Source organism: Bradyrhizobium sp. BRP23 (genome assembly GCF_020194135.1).
GTDB lineage: Bacteria > Pseudomonadota > Alphaproteobacteria > Rhizobiales > Xanthobacteraceae > Bradyrhizobium > Bradyrhizobium yuanmingense.
In genome coordinates this window covers 296098-318104 of sequence record NZ_JADYVW010000009.1, presented here as the reverse complement: position 1 = coordinate 318104, position 22007 = coordinate 296098, and the positions used below count along the sequence as shown (strand labels likewise).

Sequence of the window (22007 nt, the reverse complement as noted above, 5' to 3'; positions counted from 1 at the left end):
CTCCCTGGTGCTACTAGCCCTTGTAGCCCATCAAGAGGCGCGGCAGCCACAACGAGAATGCAGGGACGTAGGTCACGAACATCAGTGCTGCGATGAGCGCAGCATAGAACGGCAGGATGGTGCGCATCACCGCGCCGACCGAAATGCCGCCGATGGCGCAGCCGACGAATTGCGTCGTTCCGACCGGCGGCGTGTTGAGCCCGAGGGCGCAATTGATCAACATCAGCATGCCGAACTGCACCGGATCCATGCCCGCCTTCATCGCGATCGGCAGGAAGATCGGGGTGCAGATCAGGATCGTTGCCGCCATGTCCATGAACGTGCCGAGCACGAACAGGATGATGTTGATGAGCAGGAAGATCACCCAGGGCTGCGTCGACAACTTGTTCATCATCGCGCCGGCGAGATCCGCCACCTCGTAAAGTCCCATCAGGTACTGGAACATGGTGGAGACGCCGATCAGCAGCAGCACCACGCCGGTCGTCTTCACCGCCTTGGCGGCGGCGCGCAGGAAGTTGCCCCAGGTCATGGTGCGATAGATGAAGAACGTCAGCAGGATCGAGTAGGTGACGGCGATGGCCGCCGATTCGGTTGCCGTGAAGACGCCGGACAGGATGCCAGCCAGGATGATGCCGACGATCAGAAGCCCAGGCACCGCGGCCGCCAGCGAGCGGACCACCTCGGCCCAGCCCGGGAATTTGCCGGCGGGATAACCGCGCTTCACCGCGACCGCGTAGGCGGCAACCAACATGCAGACCATCAGCACCAGCGCCGGCAGCAGGCCGGCCGCAATCAGCGCGCCGATCGAGACCTTGCCGCCGGCCGCGAGTGCATAGATGATCATGTTGTGGCTGGTCGGCATCAGGGCGCCCACGAGCGAGGCGTGGGTGGTGACGTTGACGGCGTAGTCGGTGTCGTATCCCTCCTTCTTCATCATCGGGATCATCACCGCGCCCATCGCCGACACGTCGGCCACGGGCGAGCCCGAGACGCCGCCGAACAGCGTGCACGCGACCACGTTCGACATGCCGAGCCCGCCGCGGATGTGCCCGACGAGATTCTTGGCGAGTTGCACGATCTTGTCGGCCACGCCGCCATGCAGCATCAGCTCACCGCTGAAGACGAAGAATGGAATGGCGAGGAAGGAGAAGATGTTCATCCCCGACATCATCTGCTGGAAGATGACGGCGACCGGCAGGCCTTCGTAGAGGATGGTGCAGATGGCCGACAGGCCGATCGCGAAGGCGACCGGTACGCCGAGGATCAGAAAGCCGAAGAAGGTGGCGCCGAGGATGATCAGTTCCATGAGGGGACGACCTCTTCGCCGCGCAGGAGAGCAATGATGTGCTCGATGGAAAACGAAACGATCAGGACGCCGGAGGCGAACAGCGGCACGTAGCGGATCACCTCGGGCAGACCGAGATTGGGGATCTTCACGGTGCCGACCGACGCGCCGAGGATCCAGCCGTTATAGGCCATTGCGAGGCCGAACCCGGCAACCAGAACGTGGATCACGATCTCGATCTTCTCCCGCGCGTGATCGGGGAGCATGACCAGCAGGCTGTCCATGCCGATATGCCCGGCATCGCGTACGCCGACGGCGGCGCCGATCAGCGTGACGTAGAGGATCAGGACCAGCGCCAGGTTCTCCGTCCAGGTCGGGCTGGAGTTGAGCACGTAACGTCCGAACACCTGGTAGAAGACGATGGCGACGATGACGAGCAGGCCTGTCACCGACAGGTACATGCCAAGGCGCGCGATGGGGGCATTGACCCGCGACAGCAAGCCGGTGGACGGGCGTGTTGCTACGGCCCCCTGCTCGTGACTTGCGACGTGTGGGTCTGTCATCCCGCGCCTCCTTACGGGATCCGGTGCCGCCTGGCGGCGACGCCGGACCCGGTTCCCGAATTATCTTACTTCGTGTCCTGGATGCGCTTGACGAGGCTCTGCAGCTTCTCGTTCCCGGCGAACTTCTGGTAGACCGGCTTCATTGCATCGACGAACTCCGCCTTGTTGCCGATCGTGACCACCTGAACGCCAGCGGCTTCGACGGTCTTGCGGGCGGCCTGCTCGCGCGCGTCCCAGAGCTTGCGCATGACGGGCACCGATTCCTTGGCTGCCTTGCGGACCATCGCCTGGTCCTCCTTGCTCAGCGCGTCCCAGACCTTTTTCGAGATCACGAGAACTTCGGGCGCGAGGGAGTGCTCGGTGATGTTGTAGAACTTGGCGGCTTCGAAGTGCCGGGAGGATTCGTAGGACGGCCAGTTGTTCTCGGCAGCGTCGACGAGGCCGGTCTTGAGCGCGGTGTAGACCTCGCCATAGGGCATCGGCGTCGGGTTGGCCCCCAAGCTCTGGATCATGCCGACCCACAGGTCGGATTGCTGGACGCGGATCTTCAGGCCCTTGAGATCGGCAAGCGATTTGACCGGTGCCTTGACGGTGTAGACCGAGCGCGCGCCGCTGTCGTAATAGGCAAGGCCGACCAGGCCCGCGGGCTCCATGGCTGCCAGGATCTCATCGCCGATCGGACCATCGAGGACGGTGCGCATGTGCTGCGTGTCCCGGAAGACGAAGGGCAGGCACAAGGCAATGGTCTCGGGCACGAAATTGTTCAGCGGCGATGCGTTGATCCGCATCATGTCGAGCGCGCCGATCTTGAGTTGCTCGATCGTGTCCTTCTCCGAGCCCAGGGCGCCGTTCGGAAACACCTTCACGCCAAGCTTGCCGCCGCTCGCCGCCGCGAGTTGCTGGCCCATGAACTTGACCGCCTCGACGGTCGGATAATCGGCGGGGTGAACGTCAGCCGAGCGGAAATCGCGTGCAGTGGCCAGGGGTGCTGAGACCGCCAGTGCAACGGCTGTGATGATACCGGTGAGCGTCTTCATGTGGGCTTCCTCCTGGGTTGATTGAGATCGATTATATCGTTGTCGGCCCGGCTGCAGGCCGCCTTGGGTCGCTCCGCTTCAGGTGTGAAGTCAAGCGCCAATGTCGTCCCTAGGGCGGGCGGCATTCTCTGTCCAAGCCAAATCCGGCATCGATCGATGCAAGACTTGCATCAATCGATTCCTGGCGCAATTCGCACTATGGTGGGTATGGCGGCCTGGCTCGACGTCGCTAGCCCGTGACTTGACGCCTCCAAAGATCGAGCGCGCCTCCGCAGGCTGGACCCGCGCGGTCGCCATCATCGACGATTAGGCCGACGGCGTCACTCGCCGCCGAGGCCGCTCTCGGCGAGCTCGCGCAGCGCGTCCGTATCGAGCACGACGATGGCGCCGTGCTCGAGGCGGACCCAGTTGCGGCCGGCCCAGGCGCGCAATTGCTTGTTGATGCTCTCGCGCGTCATCCCGACCATCTCGCTGATCTCCTGTTGCGTGATGGCGAGCGTGCCGCTGCCGGAATCCAGCTTGCGCTCTTCGGTGAGACCGAGCAGTGCACTGGCAAGCCGGCCCGGTAGATTCTGCAGGATCACCTGCTCGACCTGCTGACTGGTCCAGCGCAGACGCGCGCACAGCAGCTCGATGAACTTCATCGCCAGCGCCGGCTGGCTCTTCACGAACGGCAGGAAGTCCCGGCGATCGATGACGTAGAGCTCGCAATTGGTATTGGCGGTCGCATCCGCCGACCTGGGCGCACCGTCGAGCACGGCGATCTCGCCGAAGATTTCTCCGGGGCCGATCAGATTGAGAATAGCGTTCCGCCCATCAGGCGATGAGGAGGAAATCTTGACTGTCCCCGCGATCACCGCGAACAGGCTGTTGCCGGGATCGCCCTTGGCGGCGATCGTCGCGCCACGCTTGACGGTGGTGTGCTTGGCGTAGCGGCAGAGTTGATCGAGCGCTTCCGGCTCCAGATCCGCGAAGATCGGGTGCTTGCGCAGGACCGATAGTTTGTTGCCCGCCGGTTGTCGGGGATCGCCGGTCTTGTCCTGAGGCACGCCGCGGGGCTCCTAAGACTACGAGGCACTGAGTTCCTGCGTAGTCAACGTTACCAGGCATTTCAACCGGAAAGCACGCGCGCGATTTGAGGCAAATGCCACGAAAAGGCCCGTAACGAGGAAGTCAGCAGCCAAAAGCTGCGGCGATGCGTCCTCTTCGACGCAGAGTTGCGGATTACGCAAACCGCGATTGCGTCGAGACGCTGCCGAGGGCCAGCGCCCGCCCAGGCGAGCATCGACCCTGGCGCGCCGGACTCGGACCTAAACCTAGACTTGGACTTGGACTTGGACTTGGACTTGGACCTGGACCTGGACCTGCAGAAGGCTTCAGTGCCTGGAATCCGGATCAAGCCGACCCGCCCTGGTTTGCCGGTCAGCCCAGGCCAGAACTGCGGCGAACACGACAAAGATCGCGACGACGACAACGGTCACCAGCAACGCGTCAGCAGGCATCATCCCCTCCCGGATTTGTCTCCGGCATTATTTTGCGGGCATGGCCGCCGTCATTGATCGGGATCAAATTGCCGAGAGAGTCCCGGAGATGACGTCAGGCTGCGGCCATGGCCTCGACACGGGCCGGATCGAGCAGGCTGATGCCGCCGTGAATGATCTCGATCACGCCGAGACGCTCAAGCTTGGTAAAAGTGCGGCTGACGGTCTCGATGGTCAGGCCGAGATAATCGGCGATGTCCTGACGGCTCATCGGAAGCGCGACCATGTCGGACGGACCGTTGAGCGCGACCAGCCGCTCGCGCCAGCCGAGCAGAAAGGTCGCGACCTTCTCGTCGGCCGAGCGGCGGCCGAGCAGAACCATGTGGTCGCGCGCCTGGCTCAACTCGCGAATGGCCAGTTCGTTGATGCGCCTGAGCAATTGCGGCCGGTCTTCGATGAAACGGCCGAAAGGCCCTTTTGGGAATTGGCACACTTTCACCACGCCGATCGAATCGGCCGAAAAATTGTGCCGGCCGGACAGATTCATCCCGAGGAAGTCACCGGGCAAGGCAAAGCCGACGATCTGCCGCCGGCCGTCAGGCAGCAGCTTGTACAGCCGCATGACGCCTTCGAGGACGTTGTAGAACGAGGTCGTGATGTCTTCCTCGGAAAACACGGTCTCGCCCGAATCGAAATGGACGCGGCGGCCGAGATGCTCGAACTCCCGGAGTTCGGCTGCATCGAGCGACGAGCAGACCGCCGCTCCACGCACGGCACAATCGTCGCAATGATGTCCGTTCGGCTCACTCGTGACCACGGAAGGCTTCATCCATCGCTCCCCACGCCGGCCGCTCCCGACGTCAGGCCGAGTCCACCGCGCGGCTGCATTTTACTGCACCGTGCCGCAGCCGATTGACCCAGATCAAATTTGGCTGGCATCCCGCTCTTATTCTGCGTCCACGGTTCGACGGGATGATTCCATGCTGCAAAGAGCACTGCGTCACGGCCTGATTGGGCTGCTTCTGATCACGCCTGCGCTCGCGGCCCCGGCCGCCGAACAACGCGGCAAGGCTTTCGCCCGAGCCAATTGCGCACGCTGTCACGCGATCGACCGCGCCTCCAAGAGCCCGCTGGAGATCGCGCCTCCGCTACGCACCCTGCATCGGCGCTATCCGATCAACAGCCTTGGTGAGGCGCTGGCCGAGGGGATCTCCACCGGACATGCCGACATGCCGGCCTTCGAACTCAGCCCGGACCAGATCCACGACCTGCTGTCCTACCTGAAGACGCTGGAATAGTCACCCCTCACACCGCCTGCACGGTCCATCCGATCAGCTCCTTGGCGATGCGCGCGAAGGCGGCATCGAAGGCGGCGACTGAAGCGGCCGGTTCGACCTTGTCGAGCTTTTCGCTGGCCTCGATGAGCCGCGATGCGATCACCTTGCCATTCTTGTCGACGATCCGAGCCGACAGTCCGATCTCGGCCCGCGCCTCCCCATCCGTCGCGATCCGAAAGCGCCGGATGTCGAGCAGGAGCTGGTAGTCCGCCGGCCCGAGATCCGTCGTGCGCAGCGGGGCGTGGGCGATGTCGTAGTTCTCGAAACTGTCGATCAGGCGCGCCTGCACCAGTTTCGGAATGCTATCAGCCCAGAGGAAGTCCGCAAAGCCCGGCCTGTCGCCGCCAGGCGCGAACAGCATGCGCTGGGTCTGCAGCATCGCCACCGCCGTCGGCTCGGGAATGGCCAGTGAGGCCGATAGCGTCTTGCCGGCCGGCCCGAGATTCTGCGGCGTGCGCAGGTCGTAGGTGACCTTCTGCGCGGGCGTGCCGCCGCCGGTCATCTTGTCGAGGCCTGCCAGGATGCCGTCGATCTTGCCGGTGTTACGCGCGAGCCCGTCGGAGAAGGTCTTGAAATTGGCAATGGTGTCCTTCAGCGGGCCGGAATTGTCCTGAAGCACCGTGTCGACCCGCCGCAGCGCATCGCGCGCCGCCTGCGTCATGCTCTGGCCAGCGCCGGCCTCCGCGATCAAGGTCGGCAGCTCGCCGGACTTGGCGACGATCACGCCCCCCTCCAATGTCACCACGGGAACGCCGGTCAGGCCCTGGAATTCGAGGCCGACCTTAGTGTCGGCACGAACCGGCGTCGCGGTGGCAACCGAGATCGTGGCATTGACGAAGCGCGGGTTATCAGGCGCGAGCCCGAGCTGGGTGACCTCTCCGACCCGAATGCCGTTGAACAGCACGCCCGCGCCAACCAGCAGGCCGGGCACCGGCCCCTGGAATTGCACGTGGTAGCTGGTGCGCGGGCCGATGCCGCCGGTGTTGTTCAGCCAATAGACGAAGCCGAACACTGCGACGATCGCGGCCAGCACGAAACTGCCGATCAGCACATAGGGAGCGCGGGTTTCCATCTCTCATCTCATCTCGTGTTGCAGCATCTGCGAGCGCTTGCCGTGGAAGTAGGCGCGCACCCAGGGATGCTCGGATTGCAGCAATTCGCGCATAGGGCCGATCGCCACGATCTTGCCGTCGGCGAGCGCGGCGACGCGGTCGCAGACCGTGGTCAGGCTCGCAAGGTCATGGGTCACCATGAACACGGTGAGCTCCAGGGTCTTTTGCAGCGTCTTGATCAGCGCGTCGAACTCGCCGGCGGCGATGGGATCGAGGCCCGAGGTCGGCTCGTCCAGGAACAGGATTGGCGGATCGAGCGCGAGCGCGCGCGCCAGCGCCACGCGCTTGGTCATGCCGCCGGACAGCTCCGCCGGATATTTGTCGGCGTCCTCCGCACGCAGACCGACCATTTCGAGCTTGGCGATCGCGATCTCATCCATCAGCTCCTGCGACAGGACGAGATTCTCGCGCAAGGGAAACTGGACGTTCTGGCGCACCGTCAGCGAGGAGAACAGCGCGCCCTGCTGGAACAGGATGCCCCAGGCCATCGCTGCGCCGCGGCCGTGGCCTCCGCCGGGCTGTCCCATGACCTCGATGGTCCCGCTCCGGCGCGGGATCAGGCCGATGATCGTCCGCATCAGGACCGACTTGCCGCCGCCGGATGCGCCCACCAGCCCGAGGATCTCGCCGCGGCGGACGTCGAGCGACAGATGGTCGAGCACGGTCTGGCGGCCAAAACCGACCACGAGATCGCGGACGCGGATCGCGAACTGGTCTTGCGATTCTTCCATCGTCACATTCCGATCGAAGCAAAGAAGATCGCGAACAGGCCGTCGAGCACGATCACCAGGAAGATCGATTTCACCACCGACGTCGTGGTCTGCCGGCCCAGCGACTCCGCGCTGCCCTTGACGCGCAATCCCTCGCTGCAGGCCACGATCCCGATCACCAGCGCCATGAACGGCGCCTTCAGGATGCCGACCTCGAAATGGGCAACGGAAACGGCCTCGTGCAGCCGCGCGATGTAGATCGCCGGCCCCATGTCGCCATAGAACTGCGCGACCAGCCCGCCGCCGTAGAGCGCGGCGATCGATCCGATGAAGGTGAGGATGGGCAGTGCAATGACCAGGGCCGCAACGCGCGGCAGAATCAGGACGTCGACCGGATCGAGCCCCATGGTCGAGAGCGCGTCGATCTCCTCGCGCATCTTCATCGAGCCGAGCTCGGCGGTGTAGGCGCTGCCCGACCGTCCCGCGACCATGATGGCGACGATCAGCACGCCGAGCTCGCGCAGCACCAGGATGCCGACCATGTCGACCGTATACGACTCCGCGCCGAATCTGCGGAAGTGGAAGAAGCCCTGCTGCGCGATGATGGCGCCGATCAGGAAGGTGATGAGCGTGACGATGGGGATCGCCTGCCACCCGATGCGGTAGAGCTGATACACCAGCGAGGTCAGGCGCAGCGAGCGCGGCCGGCGCAGCACGCCGATCACGGCCATGAACAAGGCGCCGAGCATCTGGAGGAAGATCGTGATGTCCTCCCGCGCCCCGAGCGTGGACTTGCCGAGCTCGCCCAGCCGCGCCAGGACCGGATTCGGCGCAGCGCTTGGAGGGGGCGTGTGGCGGTTGACCTGACGCACCTCGTCCATCAGCCCGCTGAAATGATCGGCGACGCCGACGAACTCGGCCGGCCTGCCTGACGATGCGGCCCGGCGCGACAGCTTCTCCAGGACCCAGGCGCCGAGCGTATCGAGCGCGCTGATGCCCGACATGTCCAAGGTTACGGCGCGCGAACGATCGACGTTGACCCCAACCGAGCGGGACAAAGTCTCGAGCATCACCACGTTCGCGGCGGTCCAGGGCCCCTCGGGGCGCAATTTCAGCACGTCGCCTGCCGGCGTCGCGTGCAGCAGCGGTTCGTGATTCACGCTTTCCACCTCATCGGGACAATTGGTCCCCATTCAGCCGGCATTTCTAGGCCAGCATGTGGCGGCCGGATTGACCTGCCTCAAGCCTTCGTACACGCCCGTCTCTTGACGCAAATCAAGCGCGATCGCACGGGCTGGTCTTAGGCTCGTTCGAATTTAATGAGGACACCGAATCCATGTTCGACAGTGACAGGATGAGCGAGGAATTGCGCGCGCTGAAGGTCGACGTCACGCGCCTGTTGAGCACCGCCGGCGAGGAGATGTTCGAGAGCTCGAAAGCTCGCACCGAAGCACTGGCCGATCAGATCAGGGCCGCACTCGCCGAGCTCGGCGAGACCGTCGAACAAGAGGGGGAGAAGCTCCGGGGCCTCGTTGCGGAGCGTCCGATCACCTCGCTCGCCTCCGCCTTCGCGCTGGGCGTGGTTGTCGGCTTCATGCTGAGGAGACACTAGGTGAATACCGAGAATGTCGTCAAACATCTGCGCGTGCTGTGGCGCACCGACAGGATCATCGCCGACATCAGGTTGCGCCATTTGCTGATCGGCCTCGGCCTGCGCGCCTTCGCGGCGCTGATCGCCGCGTTCGGGCTAATGATGCTGGAGCTGTCGGCCTATTTCGCGCTGGTGCAGATCTGGAGCGCGACTGTCGCGGCTGCCATCCTCGGCGCCGTCAATTTCGTCATCGCGGCCGCTCTCTTCCTGATCGCCGGCCGCGCGCCGTCGGGGCGTGACATCGAGCTCGCGAACGAAATTCACGACAGCTCGATCGAAGCCCTCCAGCTCGAGGCGCGTGCGCTCCAGGCCCAGGTGTCGGGCGCGGTGCATCATCCGCTCAGCACGATCGTGCGGGTGCTGCTGCCGCTGATCGCGGTCATCATCAAGACTCTGCGGGCGACGGCCAGAACGTCCGATGATGCAAATTCGGCCGAGGCGCAATCGTAGCTGACGCGCTCAGAGCTTCAGCCTGACGTCGCAGATCTCAGGCTCGGCCGGCTCCGGCTTGACCTCGAAGCCGAGCTGCCGGCACATCTCGAGCATGACGGTGTTCTCCTGCAGCACGTCGCCCGATATGGTCTTCAATCCTTCCGACCGCGCGTAGTCGATGATCAGCTGCATGAGGGCCCAGCCGAGTCCCCTGCCCTTGAGGTCGGACCGCAGCAGGATCGCATATTCGCCGGTCTCGTAGATCGAGTCGGAATGGAGCCGGACCACGCCGACCATTTCACCGCTGGCCTCCTCGAATGCGATGAAGGCCATCGCGCGCGCATAGTCGAGCTGGGTCAGGCGTGCGATGAATTCGTGGGTGAACTCCTTCATCGGGGCGAAGAAGCGCAGGCGAAGGTCGTGCGCCGTGACGTGACGCAGGAATTCGTGGATGGTCGGCTCGTCCTCGGGGCGCATGGGCCGCACGAAGATGCGCCAGTCCTCCTTGAGCTTGAGGCGGCGCTCCCATTGCGACGGATAGGCGCGGACGGCGAAATTGGTAGGGCCTGAGCCGGCGAACTTCCGCTGCGGCGGCCCGACCGCGACGCGGGCATCCACCGCGGTCACGCCGGTTTCATCCGCCAGCAGCGGATTGATGTCGAATTCGCGGATCTCGGGAATGTCGGCCGCCATCTGCGCCAGCTTCACCAGCACCATGGCGACGGCGTCCTGCTTGACCGCCGGCACGTCGCGATAGGCCTTCAGCAGCCGCGACACGCGCGTGCGGTCGATCAGATCGCGGGCCAGTTGCAGGTCGAGCGGCGGCAGCGCCAGCGCCTTGTCGTTGATGATCTCCACCGCCGTGCCGCCGCGGCCGAATACCACCACTGTGCCGAAGGTCGGATCGTCGGCAAGGCCCAGGATCAGCTCGCGCGCCTTTGCCTTGACGACCATGGCCTGGACGATGACGCCGCCGATGCGCGCCTCGGGCCGCAGCTTCCGCGCTCGCGCAAGAATGTCCGTCGCCGCCGCACGCACGGCCTCCGGCGACGTCAGATTGAGCACGACGCCGCCGACGTCGGATTTGTGGGTGATGTCGCGCGACATGATCTTCAGCACGACGGTGCCGCCTTGCGCGAAGATGTCCTTTGCATAGGCTACCGCCTGCTCGACATCGGCTGCCGCACAGGTCGGCACCATCGCGATATCGTAGGCTTCGAGCAGGTGCTTGATCTCGACGGGTTCGAGCCACTGGCGGCCATCCGCGATCGCGGCGGTGACGATCTCTCTCGCCCCCCTCGCATCCGGAACGAACGTATCGGGCATCGCGGGAGGCACCTGGGTCAGTTCCTCCACCACCTCGCGGTGCCGGACTAGATGCATGAAGCCGCGCACGGCGTCGTCCTCGGTCGGATAGTTCGGCACGCCGGCGCTGGAGAGTGCCTGGATGATGTGCTGATCGGCCCCGACCCAGGCCGCCAGCACGGGCTTTGCCCATCGGCGGTGCTGCTCGCGATACTTAGCCACGAGCTCCGTCACGGTCTTGGCGATCTCGGCGGCCGATGCGATCGCGGTCTGCACATTGAGGACGAGGACTGCGTCGTTGTCGCGATCGGCCAGCAGTTCCTCCAGCGCCGCTGCGTAGCGCGCAGCATCGGCGTCGCCCACGATGTCGACGGGGTTTGCACCCGACCAGGTCGGCGGCAGCGCCGCATCGAGCTTCTTGCGCGTCTCTGCTGAAATGGTTGCCGGAATACCTCCGAGCTCGACCAATCGATCGACGGCGAGGACGCCGATACCGCCACCGTTGGTCAGGATGGCGAGACGCTTTCCCGTCGGCGATTCGACGCGGCCGAGTGTCTCGGCACAATCGAACAGCTCGCGCAGGTCGGACACCCGTAGCACGCCCGCGCGGCGGAACGCCGCGTCATAGACGGCGTCGGCCCCGGCGAGCGCCCCGGTATGCGTCGCGGCGGCCTTCGCACCCTGCGCCATGCGGCCGGACTTCACCACGACGACCGGCTTCACACGCGCGGCCGCGCGCGCCGCAGACATGAACTTGCGCGCGTCCTTGATCGCCTCGATGTAGAGCAGGATCGCCCGGGTCTTGTGATCCATCGCGAAATGGTCGAGCAGATCGGCAATGTCGACGTCGATCTGATCGCCGATCGAGACGATGCCGGAGAAGCCGACGCCGCGCTGCGCGGCCCAATCCACCATGCCGGCGGCAATGGCGCCGGATTGGGAGATCAGCGCGAGGTTGCCGGCGCCCGGCATGTGCGCGGCGAAACTGGCATTCAGGCTGACGCCGGGCATCATGATGCCGAGGCAGTTCGGCCCGATCAGCCGCATGCCGTGTTTGCGGGCGGCAGCGCTGGTCGCCTCGTGCAGCGATCCCGGTCCCTGGCCGAGCCCGGCCGAGACGATCAGCGCACCCGCAGACCCGCGACGGCCGGCCTGCTCGACGATGCCTGGAATCTCGGCCGCGGGCGCCGTGACGACGACGAGCTCGGGCACGAAATCCAGCCTGTCCAGGCTCTTCACCGCCGCGAGGCCGCTGATCTCGGCGTGGCGCGGATTGACGAGACCGAACCGCCCCTTGAATCCCGCTTTCCGAATGTTCTCCAGGACCGCGCGTCCAACGGACGCCGGACGCGCGCTCGCGCCGACAAGCGCGACCGAGCGCGGCGACAGCAGGTTGTTCAGACGATAAGTCGACATGAAAACAAATGCGCCGCGCCAGCGGCGGTTCCGATGATTGGACGATCCGGCTGGAAGAAGACCTAGTGCGAGATCATAACCCAGCATGGTGGCTGGCCAATGACGGTCTTTGTCACACCGCCCCACACGATCTCGTTCAGGCGCGAATGATGATAGGCACCCATCACGATGGCATCGATGCCATGGGAATTCGCCCAGCTTCCCAATACTTTGCCGGTCGAGCTGCCGCCCCCCTTCGTGGTCTCGAACGAGGCAAAGACGCCATGTTCCCGCAAATGGTCGACGAGTGCCGTTCCGGACTGGAGGACCGCGTCCGTCTTGTCCTGCGCCACGGTCAGCACACGCACCGAACTGGCAGCCTGAAGAACAGGCAACGCATCGCCGACCGCGCGCGCGGCCCGTGCAGAATGATCCCAGGCAATCATAACGTTCTCGAACTCGGGCCGAAGCTCGTCGGCGCGATGTTCGGGACAGAGCAGAAGGGGCCGTCCGGATTCGAACAACAGCGCCTCCACGATGGTCTCCGTTCGACTGTCGTGCGGCTTCACGGGAACCAGCGTGAGGTCGCTGAAGCGGGCGTGCTCGGCCAGGATCGCTCCGATCTGATCCGCAGGCACCTTGCCCGACCGGCTTTGGGAGCGGACGTTGGCGCGCGAAGCCGCATCGGTGAAGGCATTCAGCAGTTGCTGCGTGTCGCTCGGCTCGAGGCTGGCCTGCGCCAATTCGCGATCGTCAGGCAGCATCACCCTCGGTCGCTCGAAAACATCTTCCTCGAGCGCGAGCGCAGTGATCCTGGCGCCGAGATCGGCGGCCACGGCAACGCATTTCTCGATCGCAACCAGGGCCGGCCCACGCGGCCGGCCGACGAGGGGCAGAAACACATCCTTGATGGGCATCGGAATTCTCCTGAGCCACCATATAGGCTGGTTGTCGTCGAGGCCCTTGATCCTCGTCAACCGCAGGAACCTCCGTCCGATCAGCCGGGGGAACATGCGTTGACTGGCGTCAAGGACTGGCCACCTCTTCATTCTATGGATAGTTCAGTCGGAGCGGTTCGCCCGGAGACAGATATGCGTGCGATGGTGTTGCCGGCCCCGCGAGCGCGGCTCCGGATGGAGGAGCGGCCCGACCCGATGCCGGGCGAGGGTCAGATCCGGCTGAAGATCAGCGCCTGCGGCGTGTGCCGGACCGATCTTCATCTCGTCGACGCCGAGCTGCCCGGCATCCGCTACCCGATCGTGCCTGGCCACGAGATCGTCGGCCGGGTCGACCTCGTCGGTGCGAAGGTGACGACACATGCGCCTGGTGACCGCGTCGGCATTCCCTGGCTCGGCTTCACCTGCGGAAAATGCCGCTTCTGCCGCGAGGGTATGGAAAACCTCTGTGATGCACCGCTGTTCACCGGCTACACGCGCGACGGCGGCTACGCGACCCACACCATCGCCGATGCACGTTACGCTTTTCCGCTCGGCGAGGCCGGCAGCGACGTCGAGATTGCGCCTCTGCTGTGCGCGGGGCTGATCGGCTGGCGCTCGCTGGTGCTGGCCGGCCCCGCCGAGAGACTCGGCCTCTATGGCTTCGGCGCGGCCGGCCACATCATTGCGCAAGTCGCGGTTTGGCAGGGACGCTCCGTCCATGCATTCACGCGCCCTGGCGATGCCGCTGCACAAGACCTTGCACGTCGTCTCGGCGCTGTCTGGGCGGGGTCATCGGACCAGATGCCCGACGAGCCGCTCGACGCTGCGATCATCTACGCACCGGTCGGCGAGCTGGTGCCGGCGGCGTTGCGCGCCGTGCGCAAAGGCGGCCGCGTCGTCTGCGCCGGCATCCACATGAGCGACATTCCAAGCTTTCCGTATGATCTGCTGTGGCAGGAACGGCAGCTGGTCTCGGTCGCCAATCTGACCCGGCAGGACGGCCTCGATTTTCTCAAGGTCGTCCCGCAAGCCGGCGTGCGCACCGAGACAACGGCGTTTCCGCTTCATCAGGCCAACGAGGTCCTGACCATGCTGCGCAATGGCCAGATCCTCGGCGCGGCCGTGCTCACGCCCTGATGGTGCTTGCCATGTCCGCTTCGATGAAGGATGACACGGCGGCTCAGGAGCGCATCTTTCGGATGCTGACCGACCATCCCGGCGTGATGCGCATCGACACGCATGCTGCCTCAGTGTTCCTGGACGCAAGGCGCGCGCTGAAGATCAAGCGTGCCGTCCAATTTCCCTTCCTCGACTATTCGACGCTCGAAAAGCGCAAGGCGGCCTGCGAGGAGGAGATCCGGATCAACCGGCCGCTGGCGCCGCAGATCTATCATGGCGTCGTGGCGATCACGGAAGAGCCGGATGGGTCGGTGAAGGTCGCGGGCGCCGGCCGGCCGATCGAGTATGCGGTCGAGATGTCGCGCTTCGACGAAAGCAGGACGTTGGATCATCTGGCCGAGGCCGGCCCGCTGGACGCGAAGCTTGCCTCGGCCACCGCCGACGCCATCGCGGCTTCGCACGCGACGGCGACACACGCCGACGGAAAAGCATGGGTCTCCTCCATCCCGGCCCTGATCGACGGCAACACGAACGGTCTGCGGGCCGGCGGACACTTCAGCGCAGACGAGATCGAGCAACTCGGGAACGCTTCGCATGCGGCCTATCTGCGTATTCGCCCCCTGCTCGCAGAGCGCGGCCGCCGGGGCTTTGTGCGCCGCTGCCATGGCGATCTGCATCTGGCAAACATCGTCATGATCGATGATCGGCCCGTGCTGTTCGACGCGATCGAGTTCGACGCGCAGATGGCGACGGTCGACGTGCTCTACGATCTCGCATTCACGCTGATGGACCTGTTGCAGCACCATCAGCCGGGCGCGGCAAACATGGTGCTGAACCGCTATCTCGCCGCGACGCCGGCCGACAATCTCGACGCGCTCTCGGCCTTGCCGCTGTTCATGTCCATCCGGGCGGCGATCCGCGCGCAGGTGACCTTGGCGCGACTGAAGCCGCCGCACTCCGGTGATCCCGGCATTGTCGACCAGGCACGGCGTTATTTCGACCTCGCCGGGACGCTGATCCGCCCTCCTGCTCCGCGTCTGATTGCGGTCGGCGGACTGTCCGGCACCGGAAAGACCGCCTTGGCGCACGCGCTCGCGCCGGTCGTGGCACCGGAGCCGGGCGCCGTCGTGCTGCGCAGCGATCTCGTCCGCAAGCAGATGTTCGCCGTCGAGGACACCCATCGCCTGCCACCTTCAGCCTATAAGCCGGAGGTCACGGCCCGCGTCTACGACACGCTGGTGCAACAGGCCCGGCGGGTGCTGGCGCAGGGCCATTCGGCGATCGTCGACGGCGTATTCGCGCGCGAGGACGAACGCGATGCGATCGCGGCGCTGGCGCGCAAGTGCAACGTGACGTTGAATGGGCTGTTCCTGGTCGCAGACCTTGCGACCCGGCAGGCGCGCATCGGCAGCCGCCAAGGAGACGCATCGGACGCCACGCCCGAGGTTGCCGCGCTGCAAGAGCACTATAATATCGGCCATGTCGGCTGGGCGACCATCGATGCATCCGGGACACAAGAGCAGACGCTTCAGAACTGCCGGAACGTCATCGCCGAGGGGGAAACAAGGCAATCAGACTGATGCGGGCAAGGAAGTCGCGACCCACCACGCGCTCGACGGCAAATACGCATGCCAAGCCGGCAACGCGGCACAATGCGCTGCCCGCCCGCCTCAGCCCCGGCATGGCCTGCGACACGGCCTTCCGCATCATCGCCCGCCGACACCTCGGCGCGGTGACCGCTCAGCACGACGGCACCTGCCGCGGCGATCCGGATGCGCTGCACCAGATCCGGATCGCACTGACTCATCTGCGGACTGCCATCCGCTTCTTCTCGCCGATGGTCGACGATGCGCTGCGGCCGGATGTCTGGGCCGAACTGAAATGGCTGAACAGTCAGCTCGGCATGGTGCGGGACCTCGACGTGGCCATCGAGCGGATCGTCGCAGAGAGTAGCGACGAGCTCGCCGTGGTCGCCGAGCTTCAGCGCTGGGACGAGAAGCGCGCGGAGAGCCATCGGCTGCTGGCACGTGCGCTGCAATCGGCGCGGTATCGCCGCCTGGTCGAGCAAACCTCAACGTGGATCGAAAGCGGCCCCTGGTCGACCCGCCGCAGCAAGGAAGCGATCCGGTTGCGCCGCCGCACCCTCGCCGACCATGCGACGGAGCGGCTGACCGAATGGGAGACGACGCTGCTCAAGAAGGCCCGGAAGCTGAAGAAGCTCGACGTCGAGAAACGTCACAAGCTGCGGCTGCTCAACAAGCGGATGACCTATTCGGTCGAGTCGCTTGCGGATCTGTTCGCCGATGGGGTGGCGACGAAACAGAAGTCCATCCTTAAGCAATTGCGCAAGGCACAACGCTCGCTCGGTCAATTGAACGACGATGCACGCGGACAAGCGCTGGCGGCGTCATTGAATGGCGCCGGAATCGAGGCCAGCAATCGCTTCCTGGATCGCAAGCGCGAAAAGAAGCTGTTGCGGAAGGCCTCGACGGCCTACCGGAAACTGGACAAGGCCAAACCGTTCCGCTCCTCGGATCTCGCGCCGAGTTCGGAGCCGGAGACTTAGGTGTGGACGTAGTCCCCCGGCGCATCGGGCAGGCCGAGGGCGTCGCCAAGTCCGATCTGCGGCGGAGCGCAGAGCGTACCGGAGCGTGCTGCCAGCCAATTGGTCCATTCCGGCCACCACGAGCCTTCAATGCGCGGAGCCAGCTTCAGCCATTCGTCGGCACCAACATAAGGCGCATCGGCAGCCCTGGTCAGCACCTGATAGAAGTGGCCGGGCTCCTCTGGAGGCGCCACGACACCGGCATTGTGACCGCCGCTGGTCAACAGGAACGTCACGTCGGCATCGACCTGATAATGGATCTTGTAGACGGATCGCCAGGGCGCCACGTGATCGGCGAGCGTGCCGACCACGAACATCGGGGTGTGAATGTCGGACAGCGAGACGCTCCGGCATTCGACCCGATAGCGACCTTCCGCCAGATCGTCGTTCAGGAACAGCTTGCGCAGATACTCCGAGTGCATGCGATAGGGTAGCCGCGTGGCGTCGGCATTCCAGGCCATCAGGTCGCTCGGTGGCGACCCGTCGCCCATCAGATAGTCACGCGAGAGCCGCGACCAGATCAGCTCGTTGGAGCGCAGCAGCTGGAACGCGCCCGCCATCTGTGTGGTGTCGAGGTAGCCGCGCTGCCACATCATGTCTTCGAGGAAGGCAACCTGGCTCTCGTTGATGAACAGCGTCAATTCGCCGGCCTCGGTGAAATCGGTTTGCGCCGCGAGAAGCGTGACGGTGCCGAAACGGCTGTCGCCGTCCCGCGCCATGGCCGCCGCGGCGATCGACAGCAACGTCCCGCCAAGGCAATAGCCGAGCGCATGGATCTTCCGGCCCGGCAGGATCTGGCCGATCGTGTCCAGTGCCGCCATCACGCCCAGCTTGCGGTAGTCGTCGAAGGCAACATCCCGATCGTTCGCGTCCGGATTGCGCCAGGAGATCGCGAAGACGGTGAAGCCCTGAGCGGTCAGGTATCTCACCAGGGAATTCTGCGGCGACAGATCGAGGATGTAGTACTTCATGATCCAGGCCGGCACGATCAGAATCGGCTCCGGCCGCACCTGCGCAGTCGTCGGATGGTACTGGATCAGCTCGATCAGGCTGTTGCGGTAGACGACCTTGCCGGGCGAAGCCGCCACCGTCTTGCCGACGACGAACTGATCCTCGCCGGCCAGCTTCGAGCCGGAGAGCAGGCGCATCAGGTCGCTGCACCAGTTCTGCCAGCCGAACACGAAGTTCTCGCCGCCGCTCTGGAACGCTTTTTCCAGCACCTGCGGATTGGTAGCCGCGAAGTTCGAGGGCGCCAGCATGTCGAGCATCTGGCGCATCGAGAACTCGACGATGCCCTCATTTGCGTGCGACACGCCGCGTATGCCGGTCGTGGCATCGTGCCACCAGCGCTCGGTGAGCAGAAACGCCTGCGCAAGCAGATTGAACGGCGCGGCTTCCCATTGCCGGTCCTTGAAGCGGCGATCCCGCGCCTGCGGCCGAATGACGGACCATGGTTCTTTGGATGTCGCGTGAGCGGCAGCTTCCAGGAAGCGGCCTGAGTCGCGGAAGATATTGCGGAAGAGCTCCATCTGGTGCTGAGGCGCCGCCGCAAGATGCGCGCCCCAGTCGAGCCAGGCGAGCGACAAGGCAACAGGCGAGATTCCGCCCGTGAACCGCGCCAGCATGGCATGAAACGCGCGATCGAGTGGATACGAATCCGTTGTTTGCGGGCAAGTGCAGTCAGCCGGCGTTTCTGCGACCCTTTCGTGAATCTCGGCAGCCGGCCTGGCAGCGGGAGCTTGCAGCGGCGCTTCGGCCCGTGGAAATATTTTCACGACGCTCATGGCTCATTGTTCCTGCGGGCTTCCGTTCTACGCCTGCGGCAGGATATGGCGAGGCTTCCGCCGCGCGTTGAGCTGCATCAAATCGCGGCACGGATCAAAATCGGTCAATCAAGGCAAGCTTTGTCCGCTTGAACTTTGTCGCTTGACCTGGGTCAAACCGCACCCGGACGGTTTCACTAGGCTTTGTCCATTGAAATTGACATGCCAGCGGAGTTGTTCATGCGCGCCCACCAGATCATGACCCGGTCGGTCATCTCGGTCACCCCCGACACCAGCATCGTCGAGGCGGCCAATATCATGCTGAAGCGACATGTGAGCGGCCTCACGGTGGTCGACGCTACCGGCAAGCTGGTCGGCGTGGTGTCGGAAGGAGATTTCATCCGCCGCAGCGAGATCGGCACCGGGCGCAAGCGCGGGCGCTGGCTGCGGTTCATCCTCGGTCCGGGCAAATCCGCCAGCGACTTTGTTCACGAACACGGCCGCAAGATCTCGGAAGTGATGACCGACTCGCCCGTGACCATCACCGAGGATACGGCGCTTGCGGAGATCGTCGACCTCATGGAGCGAAACAACGTCAAGCGGCTGCCGGTGGTGCGCGGCGACAAGGTCGTCGGAATCGTGTCCCGCGCCAACCTGTTACAGGCCGTGGCCGGGCTCGCCCGCGAAGTGCCGGATCCGACCGCGGACGACGACCACATTCGCAGCCGCATCATCGACACCATGGAGAAGAACGACTGGTGCCCGTTCGGGCTGAACGTCATCGTGCGCGACGGTATCGTTCATCTCAGCGGCGTCATCACCGAAGAGCGGGCACGGCAGGCCGCGATCGTCGCCGCGGAGAACGTCGAGGGCGTGAAGAAGGTGCACGATCATCTCTGCTGGGTCGACACCATATCCGGCGTCTATCTCAACTCGCCCGAAGACGACGAGCTCGCCAAAGCGAGCTGATTGCCGCGGAGTTCAGCTCGGAATGACGGCGGTGGCTTCGATCTCGACGCGCGCCGCCTTCTCGACGAGGCGGACGACCTGAACCAAGGCCATCGCTGGATAGTGCGTTCCGAAGACGTCGCGGTAGATCCTGCCGAGCTCCTTCAGATTGGCCAGATACTCGTCCATGTCGACGACGTACCAGGTCAAGCGCACGAGGTGCTCGGGCCGGGCACCGGCCTCGGCCAGGATCGCTGCGATGTTGTCCAGGGTCTGGCGCACCTGCGCAACGAAGCCCTCGGCGAGACGCTCCTCGGCGTCCCAGCCGATCACCCCGCCGGTGACGACGATGCGTCCTTCGGCAGCCATGCCGTTGGCATAGCCCTTCGGCAGCGGCCAGCCTGACGGCTGCAGGATCTGCGCCTTGGTGCGCGTTCCATCCTCGGCTGCGGTCGGCAGGACCGCGAGTTGCGGGCTTTTCGGCGTCGTCACAGACAATTCTCTATCCTTCTCTCATTCCGCGGCGACGCCTGAGGACGTCACTGCAGCCTGCGCCAACTGCCGCAGGGCAAAGCGCTTCAGCTTGCCGGTCTCGGTCTTCGGCAATTGCGCGACGAACTCGATGGCGCGCGGATATTTATACGGCGCGATCTCGCGTTTGACGTGCTCCTGCAACTCGGCCACGAGCTGAGCGTCAGGGGTCACGCCGGGCGCGGCAATGACATAGGCTTTGACGATCATGCCCCGCGCCTCGTCCGGCGCGCCGACCACACCGCATTCGGCGACCGCCGGATGCGTGAGCAGTGCCGCTTCGACGTCGGTTCCTGCGATGTTGTAGCCAGCCGACACGATCATGTCGTCGGAGCGCGACTGGTACCAGAAATAGCCGTCGCTATCCATCAAATAGGTGTCGCCGGTGATGTTCCAGCCGTTCTGAACGTATTTCCGCTGCCGCTCGTCGGCCAGATAGCGGCAGCCGGTCGGCCCGCGCACGGCGAGAAAGCCCATCGTTCCGGGCGGCACGTCGCGGCCCTCGTCATCGACGATCTTGGCTTCATAGCCCGGCACGGGCTTGCCGGTGGCGCCGGGGCGGATCTCGTCCTCGGTCGCGCTGATGAAGATGTGCAGCATCTCGGTCGAGCCGATGCCGTCCATCAGCTTGATCCCGGTCGCCTTAAGCCAGGCATCGAATGTCGGCTTGGGAAGGGTCTCGCCCGCAGAGACGCATTTGCGGAGCGAAGAAATGTCGCGGCCTGCGAGCTTGCCAAGCATGGCGCGGTATGCGGTCGGCGCCGTGAAGCAGACCGTGGTCTTGTACTGCTCGATCGCATTCAGAATGTCGTCCGGCGTCGTCTTCTCCAGCACGACGAAGGAGGCGCCGATATGCATCGGAAACAGCACGCCGCCGAAGCCGAAGGTGAAGGCGAGCGGCGCCGAGCCGATAAAGCGATCGTTTTGCTCGGCGCGCAGAATGTTGCGCGCATAGCCGTCACAGACCGCGAGCATGTCGCGGTGGAAATGCATGGTGCCCTTGGGATCGCCGGTCGTGCCCGAGGTGAAGGCGATCAGGCAGATGTCGTCGGCGGCGGTATCGACCGCCTCGAACTCCGGACTGGCATCGGCGATCAGCGCTTCGAGCGAATCCGCCGCGCCATTGCCCCAATAGACGGCCCGCTCGAGGCCCGGTGCCGCAGCCTTCGCCTTCTCCATCTCCTCGGCGAGCTTTCCATCGCATAGCGCCAGCGTGATCTCCGCCTTCTGGATCGGATAGGACAGCTCCTTGGCGCGCAGCAGCGGCATCGTCGCCACGCAGATTCCGCCGGCCTTGATCACCGCGAGATAGGTCGCAACCATCATCGGATTGTTGGCCGAGCGCAGCAGCACACGCCCGCCGGTGACGAGGCCGAGCTTGCCAACCAGCACATTGGCGACGCGGTTCACCAGCGCCTGCAGCTCGCGATAGGTGTAGCTGACGGCCGGGCTGATGACGCAAGGGGCATCGCCATGGCCCTGCTCGACCCAGCGATCGAGGAAATAGCTGACGCAGTTCAGTCGCGGCGGATAGTTCAGCTCCGGCCGCGTGAAGATGAATTCGGGCCAGAGCTCGCGCGGCGGCAGATGTTGCCGCGCGAACGTATCGACATGGGCCGTCGCGGCGCTGCCGTCAGACGAGCCCGTCCCTTGAATCTTGGCGGCGTTGGCCATCGCACGCTCCTTTCAGCATGGATTGCACCCGGCAGCACGATCTGGAAAACATTTTAGGCTTAAAGCAATTCAGCGCAATAGGGGATTTTGGGCATCCCGTGCTTTTTCATGCGGCAAAGGG

21 protein-coding genes are annotated in these 22007 nt (G+C 64.7%); 8 read left to right on the top strand and 13 right to left on the bottom strand.

Annotated elements, in window-relative coordinates:
• Positions 1-13: 13 nt before the first annotated feature.
• From I6F24_RS25210 to I6F24_RS25195, 4 genes are all read right to left on the bottom strand, one after another.
• Complete coding sequence (locus I6F24_RS25210) at positions 14-1306, bottom strand: TRAP transporter large permease (protein ID WP_036029014.1); 1293 nt, start codon at positions 1304-1306, stop codon at positions 14-16.
• The gene (locus I6F24_RS25205; RefSeq protein WP_036029012.1) at positions 1297-1848 is read right to left on the bottom strand and encodes a TRAP transporter small permease; all 552 of its coding nucleotides are present in this window, start codon (positions 1846-1848) and stop codon (positions 1297-1299) included. The genes I6F24_RS25210 and I6F24_RS25205 overlap by 10 nt, the downstream gene beginning before the upstream one ends.
• 65 nt (positions 1849-1913) lie before the next feature.
• Entirely contained in the window at positions 1914-2885 is a 972-nt protein-coding gene (locus I6F24_RS25200) for a TRAP transporter substrate-binding protein (RefSeq protein ID WP_036029010.1), read from the bottom strand.
• Positions 2886-3205: 320 nt separating this feature from the next.
• The gene (locus tag I6F24_RS25195) at positions 3206-3934 is read right to left on the bottom strand and encodes a Crp/Fnr family transcriptional regulator (protein ID WP_036007486.1); all 729 of its coding nucleotides are present in this window, start codon (positions 3932-3934) and stop codon (positions 3206-3208) included.
• A 297-nt stretch (positions 3935-4231) separates the two neighbouring features.
• Between I6F24_RS25195 and I6F24_RS25190 the strand changes: the two genes are divergently transcribed.
• Positions 4232-4444 carry a hypothetical protein gene (locus I6F24_RS25190; RefSeq protein ID WP_157786033.1) on the top strand — a complete coding sequence of 71 codons (213 nt, stop codon included), beginning with the start codon at positions 4232-4234 and terminating at the stop codon, positions 4442-4444.
• A gap of 37 nt (positions 4445-4481) precedes the next feature.
• On the opposite strand, the gene I6F24_RS25185 is transcribed toward I6F24_RS25190, so the two are convergent.
• Positions 4482-5195, bottom strand: coding sequence for a helix-turn-helix domain-containing protein (locus tag I6F24_RS25185; RefSeq protein ID WP_036029009.1), 714 nt, complete (start codon positions 5193-5195; stop codon positions 4482-4484).
• Between the two features lie 151 nt (positions 5196-5346).
• Between I6F24_RS25185 and I6F24_RS25180 the strand changes: the two genes are divergently transcribed.
• On the top strand, positions 5347-5664 hold the full coding sequence (locus tag I6F24_RS25180; protein ID WP_081493003.1) for a cytochrome c: 318 nt from the start codon (positions 5347-5349) through the stop codon (positions 5662-5664).
• 7 nt (positions 5665-5671) lie between these two features.
• Here the strand turns inward: I6F24_RS25180 and I6F24_RS25175 are convergent, their stop codons facing one another.
• From I6F24_RS25175 to I6F24_RS25165, 3 genes are read right to left on the bottom strand one after another with little or no spacing between them, the layout of a single operon-like run.
• On the bottom strand, positions 5672-6775 hold the full coding sequence (locus I6F24_RS25175; RefSeq protein WP_036029008.1) for an MlaD family protein: 1104 nt from the start codon (positions 6773-6775) through the stop codon (positions 5672-5674).
• Between the two features lie 3 nt (positions 6776-6778).
• Positions 6779-7546 carry an ATP-binding cassette domain-containing protein gene (locus I6F24_RS25170; RefSeq protein ID WP_036029007.1) on the bottom strand — a complete coding sequence of 256 codons (768 nt, stop codon included), beginning with the start codon at positions 7544-7546 and terminating at the stop codon, positions 6779-6781.
• Between the two features lie 2 nt (positions 7547-7548).
• Positions 7549-8685 (bottom strand): ABC transporter permease, encoded by a 1137-nt coding sequence (locus I6F24_RS25165; RefSeq protein ID WP_074448232.1) that lies wholly within the window; start codon positions 8683-8685, stop codon positions 7549-7551.
• A 176-nt stretch (positions 8686-8861) separates the two neighbouring features.
• On the opposite strand from I6F24_RS25165, the gene I6F24_RS25160 reads away from it, so the two are divergent.
• On the top strand, positions 8862-9137 hold the full coding sequence (locus tag I6F24_RS25160) for a hypothetical protein (RefSeq protein WP_036029006.1): 276 nt from the start codon (positions 8862-8864) through the stop codon (positions 9135-9137).
• A complete protein-coding gene (locus I6F24_RS25155; protein ID WP_225150566.1) occupies positions 9138-9626 on the top strand; it encodes a phage holin family protein in 489 nt (162 codons plus the stop codon).
• Positions 9627-9635: 9 nt separating this feature from the next.
• Here I6F24_RS25155 and I6F24_RS25150 read toward each other — a convergent pair whose 3' ends face one another.
• Together I6F24_RS25150 and I6F24_RS25145 are read right to left on the bottom strand one after the other, a co-directional pair.
• Positions 9636-12329, bottom strand: coding sequence for a bifunctional acetate--CoA ligase family protein/GNAT family N-acetyltransferase (locus tag I6F24_RS25150; protein ID WP_036029002.1), 2694 nt, complete (start codon positions 12327-12329; stop codon positions 9636-9638).
• A 62-nt stretch (positions 12330-12391) separates the two neighbouring features.
• Positions 12392-13225 (bottom strand): universal stress protein, encoded by an 834-nt coding sequence (locus tag I6F24_RS25145; RefSeq protein WP_036028993.1) that lies wholly within the window; start codon positions 13223-13225, stop codon positions 12392-12394.
• A 174-nt stretch (positions 13226-13399) separates the two neighbouring features.
• On the opposite strand from I6F24_RS25145, the gene I6F24_RS25140 reads away from it, so the two are divergent.
• The 3 genes from I6F24_RS25140 to I6F24_RS25130 are packed head-to-tail and all read left to right on the top strand — an operon-like array spanning position 13400 to position 16931.
• Complete coding sequence (locus I6F24_RS25140; RefSeq protein WP_074448215.1) at positions 13400-14383, top strand: zinc-dependent alcohol dehydrogenase family protein; 984 nt, start codon at positions 13400-13402, stop codon at positions 14381-14383.
• A gap of 23 nt (positions 14384-14406) precedes the next feature.
• Positions 14407-15945: a bifunctional aminoglycoside phosphotransferase/ATP-binding protein gene (locus I6F24_RS25135; RefSeq protein WP_225150703.1), complete on the top strand. Its 1539-nt coding sequence runs from the start codon at positions 14407-14409 to the stop codon at positions 15943-15945.
• Positions 15945-16931 (top strand): CHAD domain-containing protein, encoded by a 987-nt coding sequence (locus tag I6F24_RS25130; protein WP_225150564.1) that lies wholly within the window; start codon positions 15945-15947, stop codon positions 16929-16931. Before I6F24_RS25135 ends, I6F24_RS25130 begins: the two co-directional genes overlap by 1 nt.
• On the opposite strand, the gene I6F24_RS25125 is transcribed toward I6F24_RS25130, so the two are convergent.
• On the bottom strand, positions 16928-18754 hold the full coding sequence (locus I6F24_RS25125) for an alpha/beta fold hydrolase (RefSeq protein WP_225150562.1): 1827 nt from the start codon (positions 18752-18754) through the stop codon (positions 16928-16930). The genes I6F24_RS25130 and I6F24_RS25125 overlap by 4 nt on opposite strands.
• A 219-nt stretch (positions 18755-18973) precedes the next feature.
• Between I6F24_RS25125 and I6F24_RS25120 the strand changes: the two genes are divergently transcribed.
• Positions 18974-19702, top strand: a complete 729-nt coding sequence (locus I6F24_RS25120; RefSeq protein ID WP_128263366.1) for a CBS domain-containing protein — start codon at positions 18974-18976, stop codon at positions 19700-19702.
• 12 nt (positions 19703-19714) lie between these two features.
• Here the strand turns inward: I6F24_RS25120 and I6F24_RS25115 are convergent, their stop codons facing one another.
• Both I6F24_RS25115 and I6F24_RS25110 read right to left on the bottom strand, forming a co-directional pair.
• Positions 19715-20179 carry a RidA family protein gene (locus I6F24_RS25115; protein WP_225150560.1) on the bottom strand — a complete coding sequence of 155 codons (465 nt, stop codon included), beginning with the start codon at positions 20177-20179 and terminating at the stop codon, positions 19715-19717.
• Positions 20180-20194: 15 nt separating this feature from the next.
• On the bottom strand, positions 20195-21886 hold the full coding sequence (locus I6F24_RS25110) for a benzoate-CoA ligase family protein (RefSeq protein ID WP_225150558.1): 1692 nt from the start codon (positions 21884-21886) through the stop codon (positions 20195-20197).
• Between the last annotated feature and the right edge of the window lie 121 nt (positions 21887-22007).